The following is an 18,808-nucleotide window of genomic DNA, read 5'->3' on the forward strand; positions in this document are numbered from 1 at the left end:
AAACAAATTAAAATGTTAAACATTTCCCAAAAGAGAATATTTTGTCTAACAAACGTCTCAATAGGAGGGCTTTTGGTGGCAAAATCTCACAGAGGGATTTGTAATATCGCATTGGGAGATACTCTAGAACAATTATTACAGGAATTCATAGTACGTTTTAATGATGTTCAAAAAGTGGATAATGATAGCACATTTAAGAGAGAAGTAGCACATATTATAGAAATGATAGAAAGTCCTAAGTTTGTGAAGAAACATGATTTTGCCTTAGATATAAATGGTACACTCTTTCAGAAGAAAGTATGGACAGTATTATGTGAAGTGCCATGTGGTGAAACAATTTCCTATGAAGCGTTAGCACAACACATTGGTATGCCCAATGCTTTGCGTGCAGTTGCGAATGCATGTGCACGTAACGAATTAGCATTACTCATTCCTTGCCATCGTGTGGTACGCAAAGACGGTTTTATCTCCGGATATCGTTGGGGTACCTGGCGAAAAAAGATTTTACTGCAACGGGAACAAAAGGATAAAATTTAACTTTGTTTAATGGGCATTGTAATCGTTACAGTTGTACCTTTCATTTCTTTAGAGATAATTTCAAGTTTCCCTTTGTGTAGTTCTAGCAAGGAGCGCGAAATGGCTAAACCAAGACCTGAACCAGTATGGGTTTTTGTGAGTTGATTTTCAACTTGTTCAAAAGGTTGTCCGAGTTTTTTGATTGCTGATTGAGGAATACCAACTCCTGTATCTTTAATTCGACAAACAAGGTTATTTTTTTTCTTGAAAGCACAAACATTAATATTTCCGCCAGAAGGTGTGAATTTAACAGCATTGGAGATGAGATTAAGGAAGATCTGTTTCATAGCACGGCCATCAACTTCTGCATGTAGTTCTGGAGCAATATTTGTTGTAACAGAAATATTTTTTTCTTGAGCTTGTGGTGTAAGTGTTCGCACCGCTTCACTAATGATGGGTTCAAGATCAATATTTTTACGATCAAGGGTAAATCTTCCAGCTTCAATTTTGGACATATCAAGGATGTCATTGATAAGAGTGAGAAGATGGTTTCCTGAATTATAAATATCATGCATATATTCTTTATAGCGCTGTGAACCAAGAGGACCAAAGGTAGATTGCAACATGATATCTGAAAAGCCAAGAATGGCATTAAGTGGCGTACGCAATTCATGAGATATATTGGCTAAAAATTCTGATTTAGCTTTGTTAGCACTTTCAGCACGCTCTTTTTCTGCTTTCAGACTTTTATTAAGTTTTTCAACTTCTGTTGCACGTTGTTGAGCATTTCCTCGAGCACGTTTGAGTTCTTGAATAAAAGAAAAAAGACGCCTTTCACTATCTTCAAATTTTTCCTGTTGTTGTTTAAGTTCAGAAATATCTGTACCAATGCAAACAAGTCCTCCATCTTGGGTACGTCGTTCATTAATTTTGAGCCAACAACCATCTGCAGTTTGGCGAATACTGGTTAAGTTACCAGTACCATCGTCTTTGAGAGGATATTCACTGATTGCAGGGCGGGCCATGGCTTCAACGGTTGCACGTTGGATCCCTGATTGTAAAACCTGTTTAGGGATAGCTGCATATTCGCAAAATTTGCTGTTGGACATGACTAAACGTCCTTCTGAATCCCATAGTACAAAAGATTCTGAAATATTTTCAATTGCATCACGAATACGAAGGTCAGCTTGTGCTGTTTCTTCTGCAAGTTGACGCTGTTCACTAATATCGAAGGCGATACCAACCAAATGAAGTTCTTCTTCATCCGTAACTTCAGCACGAATGCGCATCCATACATAATGCCCATCAGCATGACGCATGGGGATATTAATATCAATATGTTTTTTCTTACCACTCATTAATTCTTGCGCAAGATCAAAAAAATTAGCATCGTTTGGATTGATAATAGCGGTAATTTGAGAAATTGAGAGCAGTGCATCTTGAGGTATATAGCCGAGCATTTCATACATTGCTCGTGACCAGTAAACACGTCCGCTTGCCATATTCCAATCCCACAGTCCACAGCGTCCACGCATCATTGCCATATCAATGCGATTTTGAATTTTTTCTGAAATAGAATCTGTTTTGCGTGCTCGTACGATTTGATTGTAATAAGCATAGAGGAGAGCTAAAATAACGCCGCCTGTTCCTATGAACAGTGTCATATTTAACGAGAAAATTTTGCGCCATTCCATATAGGTCTGTTGTGTTTTTTCGCTGATAAAAACACCATATTGTCCATTTTCTGTTTGGTGAAATGAAGCAAGCGCAGGGGCATCTTTTCCTATTGTGATTTTCATGATTCCAGCATGTTTTCCGAGAGATCGTAAAGCAATGCTCTCAGAGGTCAAATCCTGTAAAGGTTTTCCTAAAATCATTTCAGAACTGGATGACGCTAAGACATTACCCTTTTGATCGACTATGGCGATAACAGTGCCATTTTTGATCAGACCTTCGTTATGAAAATTGGTAAGGATATTTTGCAAATGAGTATTAGAAAGAGTAACGACTTTTCCTTTCTCAGTAGTGGCAAGTAACTCACGATCAATTGTATTGGCAATATAAGCAGCTAAGAGAGTGATCGTAGAACGCGTATTTTTATCAATCGTGTAGCGCAAATCATAGATTGAGACAAAACGAATTCCTGCTAGCACAACAAGAAATACAAAAATGACAAATGGAAGTGAACGACGCAACCAAGGTTCAATAAAGAGCAGTTTTTGATAGGACGAGCTAAAAAGCGAATTGATACGCTTTGTCCGCGCTTTATGACTTTGAGCGCTCGATTTTGAATCAGCGTATATCTCCGTTGGCGCATTATATGCGTCCAATTTAGCCATTTCTCATTCCTTTAATTATGAAATAATGTAATTTAAAAACTGCTTCGATATTCATAATAAACCCCATAGGGTGCAATGAATCAAAACATGAGTCCTCTGTCCAGTCTTTTTTTAGAAAAAATAACTTTACTTTTATTGAGTGTGGATTATGGAAATGAAAAGTGACTTTCACATGATCTATAAACAGGTATTTTATAATATTATAACATACTGATTATAAATATTTTTTATTTTAAACCAAGAGACGAGAGATGATCTCAGTCACGTCGCTTGACAATTGAGGAGCTGCAGCAATTGTTTTTAATACAGTTTCAAGTTTTTGTCGTCGAGTGGGTTCTAATTGTCGCCAAGAGCGCATCCTTGTTAATAACCACGAAGCGAGCTGTGGATTTTTCTTGTCAATTTCCAAAATGATTTGGCAAAGAAAATGATAGGACGCACCATCAACTCTATTAAATCCCGTTAGATTATGAGAGACAAAGACACCAATCAAGGCTCTTACACGATTAGGATTATCTTGTGAAAAAAGCGGATACTGCATGAGTTTTCGAACATGATCAAGTGTTGATGCTCCCGCAACCATTGCTTGAATCGAGAACCATTTATCCATAACTAAAGGATCATGCCGATATCGGCTTTCAAAATCATTCAAAGCATTTTGCGCCTGCTCACTTTTATGAAAGCGCTGCACTAAAATAGCTATACTAGCCATACGGTCAGTCATATTATCAGCTGTTGCATATTGTGTAGCAGCACGATTTGGTTCAGCTTCGGCTATGGAAAGATAATCTAGTATAATATTCCGCAATGCTCGTTTTCCAGCTTGCACAGTGTTTGGCGAATAGGGTTCTTTGGTTTGCATTTGCCTATAAATTTTTGTGAAGAGCTCTTTATGTCTATGTGCGAGTGAAGCTAAAAAATGATTTCGCACATAGTGAATACGCTCTGGATCGACATTTTTACCGATTATATGAGCAAGTTCAACTTCGCTCGGTAAACTTAAACAAAATGCGCGAAACTCTGGTTCAAGGTTTTCATCTGTAAGGATATTTTTAATCAATTTTAGCAAAGCAGAGGGCATATCCTCTTTTACGGGCTTTTTCTCCTGAATGGCTTGAATAAGGGCTTGTGTTATCAAATGGTTAAGTGACTGCCAACGATTGAGTTTATTGCTGTCATTTTGTGCAAGAAAGATTAGTTCGCTTTCATTAAATGGAGTTTGTAGATTGATAGGCGCAGAGAAGTCTCTAAGTAGCGATAAAACAGGTTTTTCGCTTAGCCCTTTTAAGATGAATGTTTGGTTTTCTTGGGATAGAAGCATCACATCTGATTGAATATCTGTATCGGATTCATAAGCTAAAGATTCTCCGTTATGTCCTAAGAGGCCAAAAGCGATAGGGATAAGCATAGGCTTTTTTGTATTTTGTTGGGGTGTTGCTAGAATATGTTGTTTTGCATGAATCGTGAGAACACCATCGCTATAATGGTGGTTGATTTCTACAGTAGGCGTGCCTGCTTGTTCATACCACAGCATGAATTGTGAAAAATTTCGTCCAGAGACTTCAGCAAAACAGGCGATAAAATCTTCAATTGTACAAGCTTGCCCATCATGACGTTGGAAATAGAGATCCATCCCTTTACGGAAGAGGACAGGGCCTAAAATAGTATGTATCATGCGAACAACTTCTGCACCTTTTTCATAAACGGTTGCGGTGTAAAAGTTGTTGATTTGGCTATATTGACGGGGGCGCACAGGATGAGCAAGTGGACCAGAATCTTCAGTAAATTGAATAGCTTTCAGTGTTTTTATATTGTTAATTCGCTGTAAGCTGCGGACATTTTGATCTGAGGAAAATTCTTGGTCGCGATAAACAGTTAAGCCTTCTTTTAAACAGAGCTGAAACCAATCACGGCAAGTAATACGATTACCAGTCCAATTATGGAAATATTCATGCGCAATGATGCGTTCGACATTTCTATAATCATCATCGGTTGCTGTTTCAGGATCTACAAGAACATATTTATCATTAAAAATGTTAAGTCCTTTGTTTTCCATTGCACCCATGTTAAAATCGGAAACAGCAACAATATTGAAAACATCAAGGTCGTATTCGCACCCGAAACATTGTTCATCCCAACGCATGGAACGTTTGAGGGCATCCATTGCGTAGGTTGCACGTTGGGTCTTGCCTTTTTCCACATAGATAGCAAGTTTGATATGTCGACCCGATACGGTGGTAAAATGGTCTTCTAGCTTATCAAGATCACCACCAACGAGAGCAAAGAGATAGGATGGCTTGGGATAAGGATCTTCCCAAAGAGAAAAATGGCGATTATTCTCGAGAGTTCCTGTTTCGACAAGATTGCCATTGGAAAGCAAAATAGGGATTTTTTGAGAATCCGCTTCAATTTTTACCGTATAGGTAGAAAGAACATCTGGGCGGTCATAAAAATAAGTAATACGACGAAAACCTTCTGATTCACATTGTGTGCAATAAATACCATTTGAAAGATAAAGTCCCATGAGTTGGCGGTTGCTTTCAGGATTCACTTCTGTGACAAATTGCAATGTAAAAGGAGCAGCTGGTGGGGTAGTAATCTCTAAACGTGAAGGAGAGGCTTTATAAGCATTTCTAGACAATATCTCGCCATTAAGAGCAACAGAAATTAATGTAAGATCATCACCGGAAAGTACAAGAGGTGTTATTTTTTTTGTATTATGACGTGGTTCAAGAAATAATGTTGCTGTGACATAGGTTTTTGTTGGTGCTAAACGGAAGTGCAGTTGTGTTTTAGGTATAGCGTAAGGAGTTTGCTGGTAGTCTTCCAGACGATAAATAGGGACTGATGATTGTTGCATAATTTTTTCCTATTAGTGTTTAAGAGTTACAAATTGAAAGAGAGCTTATGCGTTGAGATAAAGCAGAATTAACGAATTATAAAAGGCTATCTAAGCGATTTTTTACTTCTAGAAAGTCTAGCCACGTGAGCTTTTTCTGACTCGGCGTTCGAAGAAGATAAGCAGGGTGAAAAGTTGGCATAACAGGTATTTTTATGTTGTTCCCGCTTTCATAGATGAGCCATTTACCTCGTGTCCGGATGATTCCATTTTGTGCTCCCGTAAGAAACTGTGTAGCAACCCCTCCCAGTGCTATAAGAATGCGAGGATTAGCTAAATAAATTTGCCGTTCAATGAAAGGGCGGCATAATGCAACTTCTCTTGGCGTGGGTGTGCGATTTCCTGGTGGGCGCCAAGGAATAGTATTAGCTATGTAAACATTATCTCTTGTTAAGCCAATTGATGCAAGAATTTTATTCAGTAACATTCCTGCTTTTCCTACAAAAGGAATTCCTTGTATATCTTCCTCTCGTCCTGGTGCTTCTCCTATAAGCATGAGAGGGCTTCCCGCTGTTCCATCTGAAAAACAGGTACTTTTTGCTGTCAATTTTAATGAGCAGCCATTAAACGCGAGGAGAGCAGATTTTAATTCATCGAGTGTATTCGCATTTTTTGCATTCTCTGTAAAGGAAGGTTCACCTTGCATGGTAGAAGATTTAGAAAGCGGATGAGTGTCTAATTTTATGGATGGTGATGTCTGTTGATTATGAGAAATCTTTACTACTTGTGTTGTTTTTTTTTCTAAAGAAGCAGACTGACTAAAGCGATCAATAGGTAGATTTGTTAAGGCAGTATCTACACCACTTTCTTTATAGAAGCTTAAGAGTTCTTCATATGTGATTGCGCACGGAGTGTGATTTGACATTTTATTTTTTTTAATAACCTCTTTATTAGGAATAGAGCAGATAAACTTATCCTTCAAGCTTTATGATGTGTTTGTGAGTAATTTTTATGTATGAAACAATGATAGTTTTTTCTTGATAGGAAAAAACTATATAAGAGTGTGGCTCGTAGTTGCGTGCATTTTTCAATGCGTGATCTTTTTCGTTAAGATATACTAGAATTATCCTATAATAAAAATTTTTCCTTAAACAAGTTATATAAATTATGAATCTATAATATTTATAAAATAAAAAAAGATAATTTTATAATATTAAATTTATATTTATTATGCATTAAACAAAAATAACCTATCTTTTATGATAAATTATTTTTTTTAAATAAATAATTCTATATTTATTTAAATACATTTATTTTATGGAAAAATAATCATATAATCTGTAAAAATGAGCAATAATATTTAATAAGATTGTGACATAATATTAATTTTAATCACCTTTTTGATTGTGATTTAACAGTAAGCTGTAAATATATTCTTTTGCATTTTTTATAGATTGCGTCATAGATTCATTTAATGCCAAATGTGCCGCAATAGCGCTTGATAGGATGCAACCTGTTCCACGCATTGTTCCCGTTAAGCGCACAGTAGAAATATTGATGATTTCAGTTTTATTAATGAAGCTATCAGTTGCAAGGGGGCCATCTGCATGTCCACCTTTTATCAAGATAGAACGTGGACCAAATGACAGAAGTTTTTTTGCTTGTTGTATTGCTTGCTTATGACAAGATGCCAATGGGGTTTGGCTAAGAAGGGCGAGCTCTTCCCTATTGGGTGTTAAAAGATCAACGTGAGGGAGAAGTTTATTGATCATAATTTCTATGATTGATTCCGTTGACAGTTTTCCCCCTGATGAGGCAAAAAGTACAGGGTCAAGAATAACCGGAATATGAGGATAGTCTTCTAGGACATTACAGATTGCTGCGATAATTGCTTGATTTCCTGTCATCCCGATTTTTATTGCGCTTATTGGATTTGCCTCTAGGGCTGCGCGCATTTGCGCAGCGATGAGTTTTTCGCACATTGGAACAATTTCAGCAACGTGATTATCATCTTGTATGTTAATGCAAGTGATTGCTAAATTTGCTTTTATTTGAAAATATGCAGCTGTTTCTATATCACGAACAACACCAGCACCCCCTGTTGGATCGGTGCCCGCAACAATAAGAATAGAAGGCATCAACGCCATGCTTTTGTCACTTTGATCCACTGTCTTACACGCTCTTCAGGTTTTTTATGGAGAAGAATATCAGTTACAACAGCAGCACTATTGGCTCCTGCTTTCAAAACACCAATTGCGCGCTTTGGTGTTAAACCACCAATGCCGACTAAAGGTAAAGCACTAATCTGCTTTCTCCATTGTTTAATTTTTTCTAGTCCTTGGGGTATCCATTTCATTTCTTTTAAGATTGTAGGATAAATAGGACCAAGGGCAATATAGTCGGGATTAACAGAAAGTGCGATATCCAATTCTCGTTTATCATGTGTGCTAAGACCAAATCTTATACCATTTTTACGAATTGCGGGAAGGTCAGCATTCCTTAAGTCGTCTTGTCCAAGATGAATAAAATTACATTTTTCATCAATTGCTATTGTCCAATGATCATTAATAATTAATTGTGCTCCCCATTTGTCGCATACGTTTTTTGCGCGCTTAATATGTTCACGGATTGTTTTAAGATTTTCATTTTTCATACGCAATTGTATGAGCTTGATACCAACAGGAACTAAGCGTTCAACCCAATCCGCATTATCAACGATGAGATAAAATGGGTCGAGTTTCATGAAAATACTGCTTTTCCAATAATTGGCGTTGAAGGAACGGCTACATTACGTGCTTCGAGAAAGCCTGCTTTATACCCCATACGTCCTGCCTGAATAGCCTTAGAAAATGCTTCAGCCATTAAGACAGGATCAGCTGCTTTAGCAACTGCGGTGTTAAGAAGCACTGCATCATAACCAAGTTCCATGGCAACGGCAGCATGTGATGGACGTCCAATGCCAGCATCAATAACAAGAGTAACATCAGGAAGATAAGCACGGATAGAACGCAATCCATCGGTATTATGTGGGCCTTTTACGGATCCAATAGGAGCACACCAAGGCATAATAACTTGGCAGCCAACGTTTAAGAGCTTTTCAGCAACAATGAGGTCATCTGTTGTATAGGCAAAAATTTTGAAACCTTCACTGTTTAAAATTTGTGCTGCTTCGACTAAGGAAAAAACATTTGGCTGTAAAGTATCAGGATTACCGATAATTTCGAGTTTAATCCAAGATGTTTTAAAGAGATCTCGTGCAAGTTTCGCGGTTGTAACAGATTCTTTAACAGTATAACAACCAGCAGTATTGGGGAGAACTGTTATATCCAGTTCTTTAAGGAATTGCCAAAATTGTCCACCTTGTTTTCCACCGGCGGTTTCTCGGCGTAATGAAACTGTTACAATTTCTGTATTCGATTTATGAATAGCATCGCGAAGAATTGCTGGTGAAGGATATTGCGCTGTACCTAACATAAGACGAGAAGAAAATTTACGTCCGTACAGATTCAGCATAGCTTAGCCTCCTTGCATTGGGCTTAAGATTTCAATTTTATCTTCTTCATTTAAGACACATCGGCTTCGTGCATCTATGGGAATAACTTCTGCATTAACAGCGGTTGCAAGCCAATTTCCTTCATAACCCAATTCTTCAAGCAAGAGATTGAGAGTGATGACTTCTGTTTCGATTGTTTCACCATTGACAAATATTTTCATACTTTACTCCAATGCCAATTTTATCGCTCGTTTTGCCATTTCTGGAGATAAAAGGAAACCATGTCTATAAAATCCGTTAATAGAAATATGGTTACCATATTTGTATACAGAAGGGAAGTTATCAGGATAAGATGGTCGTACACCAACGCCGGATTCAATAATTTCTGCTTCGGCAAAAGCGGGATGCAAAGTATAAGCTGCATTGAGTAATTCCATCATTGATCTTACCGAGATGGCACCATCAGATTCACTTTCAATCATTGTTGCGCCAATCATAAAAATATTGTTTTGCCGAGGAACAATATAGAGAGGAAATCGTGGATGAAGGAGGCGAATTGGACGAGAAATTTTAATGTCTGTGCTGCGTATGAGAAGCATTTCGCCGCGGATACCTCGTATATTTTTGTCTTTTCCTAAACGTGCTATTCCAGTTGCATCAATGATAAGATCAAATTTTTTTTCAGATATTTCTATATCAACAAAACAGGCTCCATTTTTTACAAGATCCTCTTTTAAAGTGATAAGTGCTTGGCGCGGATCAAGGTGTGCTTCATGTTCATAAAAGAGTGCATGGTTGAAACGTTCCGCAAGATCCGGTTCAAGTTGTGCTATTTCTTCACCATTTATAGTTTTATGATGATGTGTACGCGCTGAAAATCGTTCAAGTTCTCCTCTATCCCTTGTAGGTGCGACAACTAAAGTTCCTTTTCGTGTGACAAGATTGGGAAGTGTTTTATGCCACCATTGTATAGCTTTTATGCCAAGGTCTTCAACAATTTGTTTAGCGTTTTCTCTTTCACAGTAAGGTGCTAACATTCCTCCCGCATACCAACTAGCAGTTCCTACAGGAGAATTAGGGGGTGCTGAAACGGTAATAGAAACACCTTTTTGTTGTAACATAAAGGCAACTGTTAATCCCCCTACACCTGCACCTTTAATAAGAATTTTTTTCAATGGTTTACTATCTTCTTTTGAGGATGGCTAACGTTTATATAGAGATCACCATTCTTTTGATATTTTTCCGCCATGGCGACCATACCTTCATCTTTTATTTTTCTTCTGTGTACTGTTTCACGAATATCATGGGAAATACGCATAGAACAAAATTTTGGTCCACACATGGAACAAAAATGCACCAATTTATGAGCTTCCTTAGGCATTGTTTCATCATGAAAAGCGCACGCTGTTTCTGGATCAAGAGAAAGGTTAAATTGATCATACCATCGAAAATCAAATCGCGCACGTGAGAGAGCATTATCGCGTAGTTGTGCTCTTGGCAAACCTTTGGCAAGATCAGCAGCATGAGCAGCAATTTTATAAGTGATTACACCAGTTTTGACATCATTCTTATCGGGAAGTCCTAAGTGTTCTTTAGGTGTTACGTAACAAAGCATGGCAGTTCCAAACCATCCAATCATAGCAGCACCAATTGCTGATGTAATATGATCATATCCGGGTGCAATATCAGTTGTAAGAGGTCCCAAAGTGTAAAAAGGCGCTTCGTGACAGAGATCTAATTGTTGCTCCATATTTTCTTTAATTTTGTGCATTGGCACATGACCAGGTCCTTCAATCATAACCTGTACATCTTTTGCCCAGGCAACTTTTGTCAATTCTCCCAAAGTTTTAAGTTCAGCAAATTGAGCTTTATCATTAGCATCAGCAATAGAGCCAGGACGCAATCCATCTCCTAATGAAAGAGAGACATCATACGTGCGTGCAATGTCACAAATTTCATCAAAATGTTCATAAAGAAAACTTTCTTTGTGATGATGGAGGCACCATTTTGCCATAATAGAACCGCCCCGTGAAACGATACCTGTTATGCGATCAATGGTTAGAGGAATGAAAGGTAATCTTAATCCTGCATGAATAGTAAAATAATCAACACCCTGTTCTGCTTGTTCGATAAGAGTATCACGAAAAATATCCCATGTTAAGTTTTCAGCAATACCTTGTACTTTTTCAAGTGCTTGATAAAGTGGAACAGTTCCGATGGGAACTGGGGAATTCCGAATAATCCACTCACGAATATTATGGATATTTCGGCCTGTTGAAAGATCCATAACTGTATCTGCTCCCCAACGAATAGCCCAAACCATTTTATCAACTTCTTCTGCCATAGATGAAGTAACTGCTGAATTTCCAATATTGGCATTAATTTTAACACGAAAATTTCGTCCGATAATCATTGGCTCACATTCTGGATGATTAATGTTATGAGGAATAATAGCACGTCCGCAGGCAATTTCATTGCGAACAAATTCCGCAGTATAAATTTCTGGTATTGATTCATTGCATATTTTATCCGATTGCGCTTTCTGCTGGTCTTTTACTGTTAATCCTTCATTTTCTCGTATAGCCACATATTCCATTTCTGCGGTAATAATGCCTGCACGCGCGTAAGCCATCTGTGTAATTACTTTACCGTTTTTTGCTCGTAAAATAGGCCGCTTTTGTTCAAAGGCTAGAGGAGGCGTTTTATCATAGAACAAACCATTATCTTCAGGTTTGACTGGTCGTGCAGGATAAGGTTCAGTATCAGCTCTCTTAGAAAGCCAAGGTAAACTAATTGCGGGCAAACCATTTGTAATATCAATGATCATATTGTTGTCAGTATAAGGGCCAGACGTATCATAGATATTTAAAGATTTTTCAGCACTGCCATCTGTCAATGAAATTTCACGCAATGGCACTTGAACATCAGAAAAGAGAGGACTTTGTTGATAAATTTTGCGTGAAGCGGGAAAGGGACTGCAACTGATTGATGGAATATTTTTCTGCATAAACTTTTTCCTTATAGATTCATCATTCAAAAACAGATAACGATGCTAACAGTAATGTACTCAAATCATCAATTACATACGCTTAAAAAGAGCGCATATATTGCCTTATATACATCTCATAAAGCCCAAGAAATTTTATTTTGAAAAAATTGATAAAATATCTTTAAAAATTTGTATTAGACTCTCACTTAATAGAACTTTTATGAACATGAATATGGTTGGCTTAAATACTTATATATTGTCAATCATAAAGATACATTTTTAATGATTTTGGTGAATTTTTTAGAAATGAAGATAGATATTATGATAAATAATTCGCTACAATATTAATTGTTACTTATAACAAAAACAGTAAAATCAATGAGTTATTATAACTTTGAGAGAGCTTATGGTTATTGCTTTGATGAGGTTTTTGCCCTCTATTCTTAATTTTTTGTAATTTATTTGTTAATGTAAGCTAGTGTTTTACGATTAGAACTCTTTGTGTAAAGAAATACCATGTTACTTTTTATCTAGTTCAAAAATGCTTTCAATTATGGTATCGCTGCAGCTTAATTCACAGTACGTGTTACTACTGGTTGTTTAAATATCTTCTCAGTTACATGCTCTATAAATATTTTTTTGCTTAATGCTTTTTCAAAAAACATATGACTGTGTAGCTTCAAAGGCGTTTGCGGCGTTACAAAAGCAATAACTAGCTCTTGTGAAGAGAGGATTACATGTAAAGGAGAATTTGAGTTGCTTCTTTTGCGTTTGGAGATGGTAAAATGTTACCAAAGAATGGAACACTAATAAAACATTGGCTATCCTTGTGAATAAAAATACAGAAATTTTGAATTTAGAATGCCAAAGTGAACAAATTAAAGCAGACATCACGGCAATTATCATGAGTGCAACAGGAAGGAAAAACTAATATAAAGAAACTATGATCAAAGCAGCTAAGTAAACAGATAAAAATGTGTTAACAATATTGATTTTTTTGAAAAAACAGATACTTAAGTGCCTTTTTGCTTATTTATTTGGTATTTGGAAAAGCTTTTAAAGATTCGTAACAAGAAAGAATGAGAACATCATTTAATACATAATAAAATGTATTGAAATTGTTTCTTTAGACCTAATAAATTTCGCTATATGTATACTTATAAAATAACAGAGAAATATTGTCATTGTATTTCCTTATCTTCAATGTTTCTAATATTTTTGCATTAAAATAGTTCATTAATTGCAAGTTTAATCTTTTCAAAGTTGCTTTTTAATATACACACAACTTCCTTTCTTTAATCTTCTACGGAACAGTTTTCGTACATTATAATAAGAGATAATTAAAAGTTTTTGAAATAACAAAAATATTAGAGTGTTAATGAGTTTAATTCAATGTGTAGATGATTATTTATGATTAAAAAGTTGATGGTAAATTATGACGAAACACATTAAGATTGTCCGAAAAACTTGCTCTTATTTTTAAGTAAAAAGTGGTGGACGCAATTTAGAAGAAATGCGGTTTGGGAAAAAACGTTAGTACTATTTTGTGCGCATCAGTTTCAGAATTTACAGAAAGTGTTGAAAAAGAAATTAAAAGAGCAATTAAAAGCTATAATTTTAAAAAAGCTATTACAAGGTTAGTTAGTCATTGATTAAATCACTCAATAGGTACGTAGTTTTTTTTTAATTTTTAGCTTTTGATAGCAATATTGTAAGTATAAAGTTGATGGGATACATTTTGTTCTGTTTGAACTAATCAGGCGGAGTGGATTAACGAGATTGTTTAGCAGGTGCTTATTTTGACACTTTTATATAAAAATGGAGAATATTCGTAATTGCAGTGTTGTTAAAAAGATTTATTGTTCTTGAAAAAAAACTCCACATATAATACAATACGTTAGAAGGGGATTATGTTAAATGTGGAGGGGGCTGAGCGATTACCAGCGAGTTAGTTTTGGGGGATTAGAGTACAGTTTTGCAGAGCATCAGGTGGGGTGTCAGTTTGTGTTTTCTTAGTTTTCGCAGATGACTTTTTTCGATGGAAAAAAGAGCGTATGGTGCGTATTCAATATATCAAGTATGTCATTTCTAGTTCAAGTTAAAGCATGGAAAATTCACTGTATTGAGTGCATCTTTGACGATGCTTTACACTGGGGAGTGTAGATGCTTAAGATAGAGTGCTGATGTTGATTTGGTAAAAATTGGTTTTCTGTAATAAATTTAATGAAACAAGGTGTACTCGGAAGGGTATTTGGTACAGATAAGAACGTGGTGAGATAGTAGAAATGACTTATTTCAAGCTAAAAAGATCCTCTTAGTTTATTTGATATGGAAAGAAATTCAACAAAAAGTATAGCTTATTCTAGCTAAGGATAGAGCGAAATATTGTGTGATGATTGTGTAGCTGCAATTTAATGAATTAAAATTATTGTATAATTTTCAAAACTCATAAATAAAACATTAAAGACAGCGAGCAAAAAATATCGCGATTCTGAATCAAGAATTCCAGAGTGTTAGATTTTCTATTTGGAAGATAAGTAATTTCGATGATGATTTCGTATGATCTACAGTAGAGGATTTTATGAACAATATTTATTCAGCTTTACAACGATAAAAGAGCTTCCAAAATGTAATCATATAACTACAGAAAACAGTCATAGTAAAATAATTCCAAAATTAGGTTATAGCATTGCAAATAAAAAGCATGGATGTTGATTTTATTAAAAAAGCTGTGGTAATTCAGTTCATTTAATCGCAGGAAATGAAAAAACAGAATTTAGAAAATATACATGATACAATAAAAATGATGTATTACACCAATAATAACGGGGGGATCCACACCTTATTATCATTTATAGATTCAATACCATTAATTGAGTGCTCAAGTAAGAAAATAGGTTGGTGCATATGGTTAGCAAAAAGAAAAAAATGCTAAAAAATTTTGAGAAGAAGGGGGAATATTATAATGTCGAATATTTACGATTGGTCACTAAAGGCTGATGAAAATGCACATTCAGATAGTATCATTAATTGGGCAGAAGGTCAGCCGCCAAGTTCTGTCAACGATAGTGCGCGGGCGATGATGCAGCGTGTGCGTGAATATATCTCAGATAATGGCGGTTCTCTTGATTCAACATTTATGGTAAATGCAGAAGATAAAACGACATCAATCATATTAACAACAGCTTCACCTATAGAAAAATATAAAAATGATATCATTATACGTTTTAAAGCCCGCGGTGTAAATATTGGCACGACAACAGTAACTGTTAATAACATAGAAGAGAAACCGCTCTATAAAGTAACTAATGCAGGTGTTACACCATTAGAGGGTGGTGAATTACAAACGAACGCTATTTATGAAATGGTGTATAATAAGGATGTTTTAATGGAAGATCATGATGGTTGGTATCTTTTAAATCCCACACCTCTTCTACCACCAAAAATAGAAACTTTTCCTTCAGGGTTTATTGCGACCTTTGCTATGCAAGAAGTGCCAAGCGGTTGGCTTTTATGTGATGGTGCAGTCTATGAGCGCAAAGATTATCCGAAATTATTCAAGGCAATAGGTGACAAATGGGGAAAAGACAGCGATACAACCTTTAAAGTTCCTGACTTTAGGGGTATGTTTTTACGTGGCTTTGATGATGGTCGCGGTTTGGATGCGGATAGACAGTTTGCAGATCAGCAGCATGATAGTATTAGATCCCATACACATATTGGCACGATTGAAGAGGCTGGTGAGCATACGCATAAGTTTCAGTATTATGGAGTTGGATGGGACTCCGGTGACATTGGCAGGAGGAATCCCTTTTATTACCGTCAATCTAGTACAGGGGTGACACAATCAGCTGGCGCGCACACGCACAATATCAGTCTTTCTCCAACGGGTGAGGCAGAAACACGGCCTGTGAATACAACGGTTGTTTATGCCATAAAATCGTGAGACTTTTGGATAATCAATGATCTCTTGATGATTTATGATATCATAAACGCGGAGAAAATCCGCGTTATTCCTTATAAAAGTCATAAATGCTTCATGTGCCATTTATTAAGATATTTGAGAATGCTAAAAACAATATTTAAATGATTTTTTTTAGGTTGATAATTTTATAAACTCAAACATTATTGCCAACCCAGCTATTATTATCATAACTTAAATTACTGTCGAGCTCTACAAATTCACTATGATCGCCTATTTTCCCATCAAAAAGTCTCAACAGTTTTAATTTGATAAAGTGTGTAACGATCAAATATAATTGTTTCATTTGTTAGTGCAAATTACTTTTATAAGAAGATAAAGATTTAAATAAAATATTTTTAAAAGGAAGGCTCTCTGTGCTCAGGTATTGAGCTAGCATATGCCTCATTTTTATATTAAGAAACACAATCAATATTAAGATTTGATTCATTATCATTTTCAAACTCAGAAACCATCTCATTATAGAGAAATATCACCATAAAGGATAGTAGCATTATCATAAATTTGCACAGCGCTTTCACTTAAGTCTTTAACTTTTACACTAATCAAATATGCATGAATTTTCCAAAATGCGCACCTTATCATGAATCGGCAATTATCCTCATTGATTATTTTCCTTTTTTCAATTTTGAGATGCTTTCTGTTTCTGCATTAAGGCAGTTCTTAAGAAGTGAGCATTGAGTCCTTCCTCAAACGGTTTTTATTCACACGTTATTCTCTTTTATAACATGCAGGGCAATTTTCAAAAAATACGCTATTTCATTAAGGGAGATTCTGTTTGTGGCAAAATAAAAGGAATATCTGCTTGAGGCAATTCAGAAACGTTTAAGGAACAAGAATAAACATCGCGCAGATTTTGTGTTGTCAAAACGGTAGCGGCACTTCCTTCACAATAAACTCTTCCACGCTTTAGCAATATTATTTTATCCGCATAATGTGCGGCAAGATTGAGATCATGAAGAATAGCAAGCACGCCACCACCACGATGGGCAAAATCTCTAGCAATATTCATAACAACAAGTTGATGTTGGATATCAAGGTTAGCAATAGGTTCATCTAATATCATCCAACGAGGGATTTTATTGCAAATAGGATTCCAGATTTGGCAAAGAACACGAGCAAATTGTACTCTAGCTTGTTCTCCACCTGATAATTGGTGATAGAGTCGGTTACCATAGTCAGCTAGTCCAACGCGTTCTAAAGTTTTTTGAGAAAGATTTTGGAATTGTTTTTTTGCAATAGTAAATTGGTTTATGGAGAGACCAAGTTCTACTACTTCATGGACTAAGAATGGAAATACTAACGTTGTTGTCTGTGGTAACACTGCACGCATTGTTGCCATTTCAGAAGTTTTTGTTTGGGTAACATCATGACCATTTAGAGTCATTTTTCCACTATAAGGAATTTCTCCACTCAGCGCTTTGACAAAAGTACTTTTCCCAGATCCATTAGGACCGATGATAACGGTGATAGCACCATTTTTCGCTTGAAGGTCAACATGTTTAAGGATCTGTTTTTTTCCGCGTTGAACGCAGATATCAGCTGCTTCAATCATAAAAAAATTATTCCTCGTTTACATATAAGAATCCAAAGGAAAAAAGGTGCACCAAAAAGTGCTGTAACAATTCCGATTGGTAATTCTGCCGGAGCAACAATTAAGCGTGCAAAGGTGTCGGCAAAAATAAGTAACGTTGCTCCCAAGAGAGCGGAGCAGGGAATAAGATAGCGATGATCGGGACCAATGAGTTCACGCAAAATATGGGGAACAACAATACCGATAAAACCAATGCCGCCACTGATAGCGACCGCACTACCACACATAAGTGCAACAAGGAAAATAGCAATATTTTTGATCCGTTGAATATGGAAGCCAATGTGGCCAGCAACGGCTTCTCCAAGAGCAAGAGCATTAAGGGCACGTGATAAAAAAGGAGAAAAAAGAAGACCAACACAGATAAAAGGAAGAACAAGCCAAACTTTCAACCATGTTGCACCCGCAAGAGAACCAAGGTTCCAAAAAGTAATGTCACGTAATTGTTGGTCATTTGCGATAAAAATTAATGTTCCAACAACGGCACTGCTTAAGGCACCAAGAGCAATGCCTGCAAGAAGCATTGTTGCAATAGATGTGCAACTATGACGTGTTGCTATCGCGTAGAGAACAATTGTTGATAATAGCCCACCAAAAAATGCGCCTATGATAACCTTGTAAGGTTCTAGAAAAGATGCTAATGAAGAAGGAAAGGCAATACCGACAACAATTGCTAAAACAGCTCCAAGACCAGCACCTGATGATACGCCTACAATCCCAGGATCTGCAAGAGGGTTACGGAAAAGACCCTGCATGAGAACACCAGAGACAGCGAGAGCTGCTCCAACCAACATTCCCAAGATAATACGGGGCAATCTTATATCTATAAGTATGAGGTAATCACGCGTTCTACTACTCATCGAAAAATCTTGCGTGAGTATCACGTGAAGGAGATCAATGAAAGAAGCTTTTGATGCACCATGCAAGAGTCCTCCCAAAATGCTGAAGATAAGGAACACTATTAAGCTTAAGAGCAAAATTTTTGCTAAGCTTGCACGGCTTACTCTTTTATTCCCTTTTGTTTTAGATGTATGCACAATGGGTGGAGTGTCTACCATG

General features: G+C 36.4%; 13 protein-coding genes. 2 read left to right on the forward strand and 11 right to left on the reverse strand.

All coding sequences use genetic code 11. From position 1 onward, the window contains the following. Window positions 1-12 precede the first annotated feature (12 nt). On the forward strand, window positions 13-537 hold the full coding sequence (locus tag O9A_RS03420; RefSeq protein WP_034458802.1) for a methylated-DNA--[protein]-cysteine S-methyltransferase: 525 nt from the start codon (window positions 13-15) through the stop codon (window positions 535-537). On the opposite strand, the gene O9A_RS03425 is transcribed toward O9A_RS03420, so the two are convergent. The 9 genes from O9A_RS03425 to thiC form a co-directional block, all read right to left on the reverse strand. After that, window positions 534-2,855 (reverse strand): sensor histidine kinase, encoded by a 2,322-nt coding sequence (locus tag O9A_RS03425; RefSeq protein WP_034458805.1) that lies wholly within the window; start codon window positions 2,853-2,855, stop codon window positions 534-536. The two genes, O9A_RS03420 and O9A_RS03425, sit on opposite strands and share 4 nt — an antisense overlap. A gap of 232 nt (window positions 2,856-3,087) precedes the next feature. After that, window positions 3,088-5,715 (reverse strand): aminopeptidase N, encoded by a 2,628-nt coding sequence (gene pepN / locus O9A_RS03430; protein ID WP_034458807.1) that lies wholly within the window; start codon window positions 5,713-5,715, stop codon window positions 3,088-3,090. A 76-nt stretch (window positions 5,716-5,791) separates the two neighbouring features. Then, window positions 5,792-6,619 carry a uracil-DNA glycosylase gene (locus O9A_RS03435; protein ID WP_034458809.1) on the reverse strand — a complete coding sequence of 276 codons (828 nt, stop codon included), beginning with the start codon at window positions 6,617-6,619 and terminating at the stop codon, window positions 5,792-5,794. 463 nt (window positions 6,620-7,082) lie between these two features. Beyond that, window positions 7,083-7,841: a hydroxymethylpyrimidine/phosphomethylpyrimidine kinase gene (locus tag O9A_RS03440; protein WP_034458811.1), complete on the reverse strand. Its 759-nt coding sequence runs from the start codon at window positions 7,839-7,841 to the stop codon at window positions 7,083-7,085. After that, window positions 7,832-8,437 (reverse strand): thiamine phosphate synthase, encoded by a 606-nt coding sequence (locus tag O9A_RS03445; protein WP_034458813.1) that lies wholly within the window; start codon window positions 8,435-8,437, stop codon window positions 7,832-7,834. Before O9A_RS03445 ends, O9A_RS03440 begins: the two co-directional genes overlap by 10 nt. Then, window positions 8,434-9,207 (reverse strand): thiazole synthase, encoded by a 774-nt coding sequence (locus tag O9A_RS03450; RefSeq protein ID WP_034458815.1) that lies wholly within the window; start codon window positions 9,205-9,207, stop codon window positions 8,434-8,436. The genes O9A_RS03445 and O9A_RS03450 overlap by 4 nt, the downstream gene beginning before the upstream one ends. A 3-nt stretch (window positions 9,208-9,210) precedes the next feature. Next, on the reverse strand, window positions 9,211-9,408 hold the full coding sequence (thiS, locus tag O9A_RS03455; protein ID WP_034458817.1) for a sulfur carrier protein ThiS: 198 nt from the start codon (window positions 9,406-9,408) through the stop codon (window positions 9,211-9,213). Between the two features lie 3 nt (window positions 9,409-9,411). Next, the gene (locus O9A_RS03460; RefSeq protein ID WP_034458819.1) at window positions 9,412-10,362 is read right to left on the reverse strand and encodes an FAD-dependent oxidoreductase; all 951 of its coding nucleotides are present in this window, start codon (window positions 10,360-10,362) and stop codon (window positions 9,412-9,414) included. Then, a complete protein-coding gene (gene thiC / locus O9A_RS03465) occupies window positions 10,359-12,194 on the reverse strand; it encodes a phosphomethylpyrimidine synthase ThiC (RefSeq protein ID WP_034458821.1) in 1,836 nt (611 codons plus the stop codon). Before thiC ends, O9A_RS03460 begins: the two co-directional genes overlap by 4 nt. Window positions 12,195-15,141: 2,947 nt before the next feature. Here thiC and O9A_RS03470 point away from each other — a divergent pair. Then, on the forward strand, window positions 15,142-16,122 hold the full coding sequence (locus tag O9A_RS03470) for a phage tail protein (protein WP_034458823.1): 981 nt from the start codon (window positions 15,142-15,144) through the stop codon (window positions 16,120-16,122). A 790-nt stretch (window positions 16,123-16,912) separates the two neighbouring features. Here O9A_RS03470 and O9A_RS03475 read toward each other — a convergent pair. Next, on the reverse strand, window positions 16,913-17,713 hold the full coding sequence (locus O9A_RS03475; protein WP_034458825.1) for a heme ABC transporter ATP-binding protein: 801 nt from the start codon (window positions 17,711-17,713) through the stop codon (window positions 16,913-16,915). Beyond that, complete coding sequence (locus O9A_RS03480) at window positions 17,710-18,807, reverse strand: FecCD family ABC transporter permease (RefSeq protein ID WP_034458828.1); 1,098 nt, start codon at window positions 18,805-18,807, stop codon at window positions 17,710-17,712. Before O9A_RS03480 ends, O9A_RS03475 begins: the two co-directional genes overlap by 4 nt. Between the last annotated feature and the right edge of the window lies 1 nt (window position 18,808).

The sequence above is a fragment of the Bartonella koehlerae C-29 genome, assembly GCF_000706625.1.
GTDB classification, from domain to species: Bacteria; Pseudomonadota; Alphaproteobacteria; order Rhizobiales; family Rhizobiaceae; genus Bartonella; species Bartonella koehlerae.

Excerpts from the sequence above, each read along its gene's own strand:
- O9A_RS03420 (WP_034458802.1), top strand. The coding sequence starts at position 13 with ATGTTAAACATTTCCCAAAAGAGAATATTTTGTCTAACAAACGTCTCA.
- O9A_RS03480 (WP_034458828.1), bottom strand. The coding sequence starts at position 18,807 with ATGGTAGACACTCCACCCATTGTGCATACATCTAAAACAAAAGGGAAT.
- thiC (WP_034458821.1), bottom strand. The coding sequence starts at position 12,194 with ATGCAGAAAAATATTCCATCAATCAGTTGCAGTCCCTTTCCCGCTTCA.
- O9A_RS03435 (WP_034458809.1), bottom strand. The coding sequence starts at position 6,619 with ATGTCAAATCACACTCCGTGCGCAATCACATATGAAGAACTCTTAAGC.
- pepN (WP_034458807.1), bottom strand. The coding sequence starts at position 5,715 with ATGCAACAATCATCAGTCCCTATTTATCGTCTGGAAGACTACCAGCAA.
- O9A_RS03450 (WP_034458815.1), bottom strand. The coding sequence starts at position 9,207 with ATGCTGAATCTGTACGGACGTAAATTTTCTTCTCGTCTTATGTTAGGT.
- O9A_RS03475 (WP_034458825.1), bottom strand. The coding sequence starts at position 17,713 with ATGATTGAAGCAGCTGATATCTGCGTTCAACGCGGAAAAAAACAGATC.
- O9A_RS03445 (WP_034458813.1), bottom strand. The coding sequence starts at position 8,437 with ATGAAACTCGACCCATTTTATCTCATCGTTGATAATGCGGATTGGGTT.
- thiS (WP_034458817.1), bottom strand. The coding sequence starts at position 9,408 with ATGAAAATATTTGTCAATGGTGAAACAATCGAAACAGAAGTCATCACT.
- O9A_RS03470 (WP_034458823.1), top strand. The coding sequence starts at position 15,142 with ATGTCGAATATTTACGATTGGTCACTAAAGGCTGATGAAAATGCACAT.
- O9A_RS03425 (WP_034458805.1), bottom strand. The coding sequence starts at position 2,855 with ATGGCTAAATTGGACGCATATAATGCGCCAACGGAGATATACGCTGAT.
- O9A_RS03440 (WP_034458811.1), bottom strand. The coding sequence starts at position 7,841 with ATGGCGTTGATGCCTTCTATTCTTATTGTTGCGGGCACCGATCCAACA.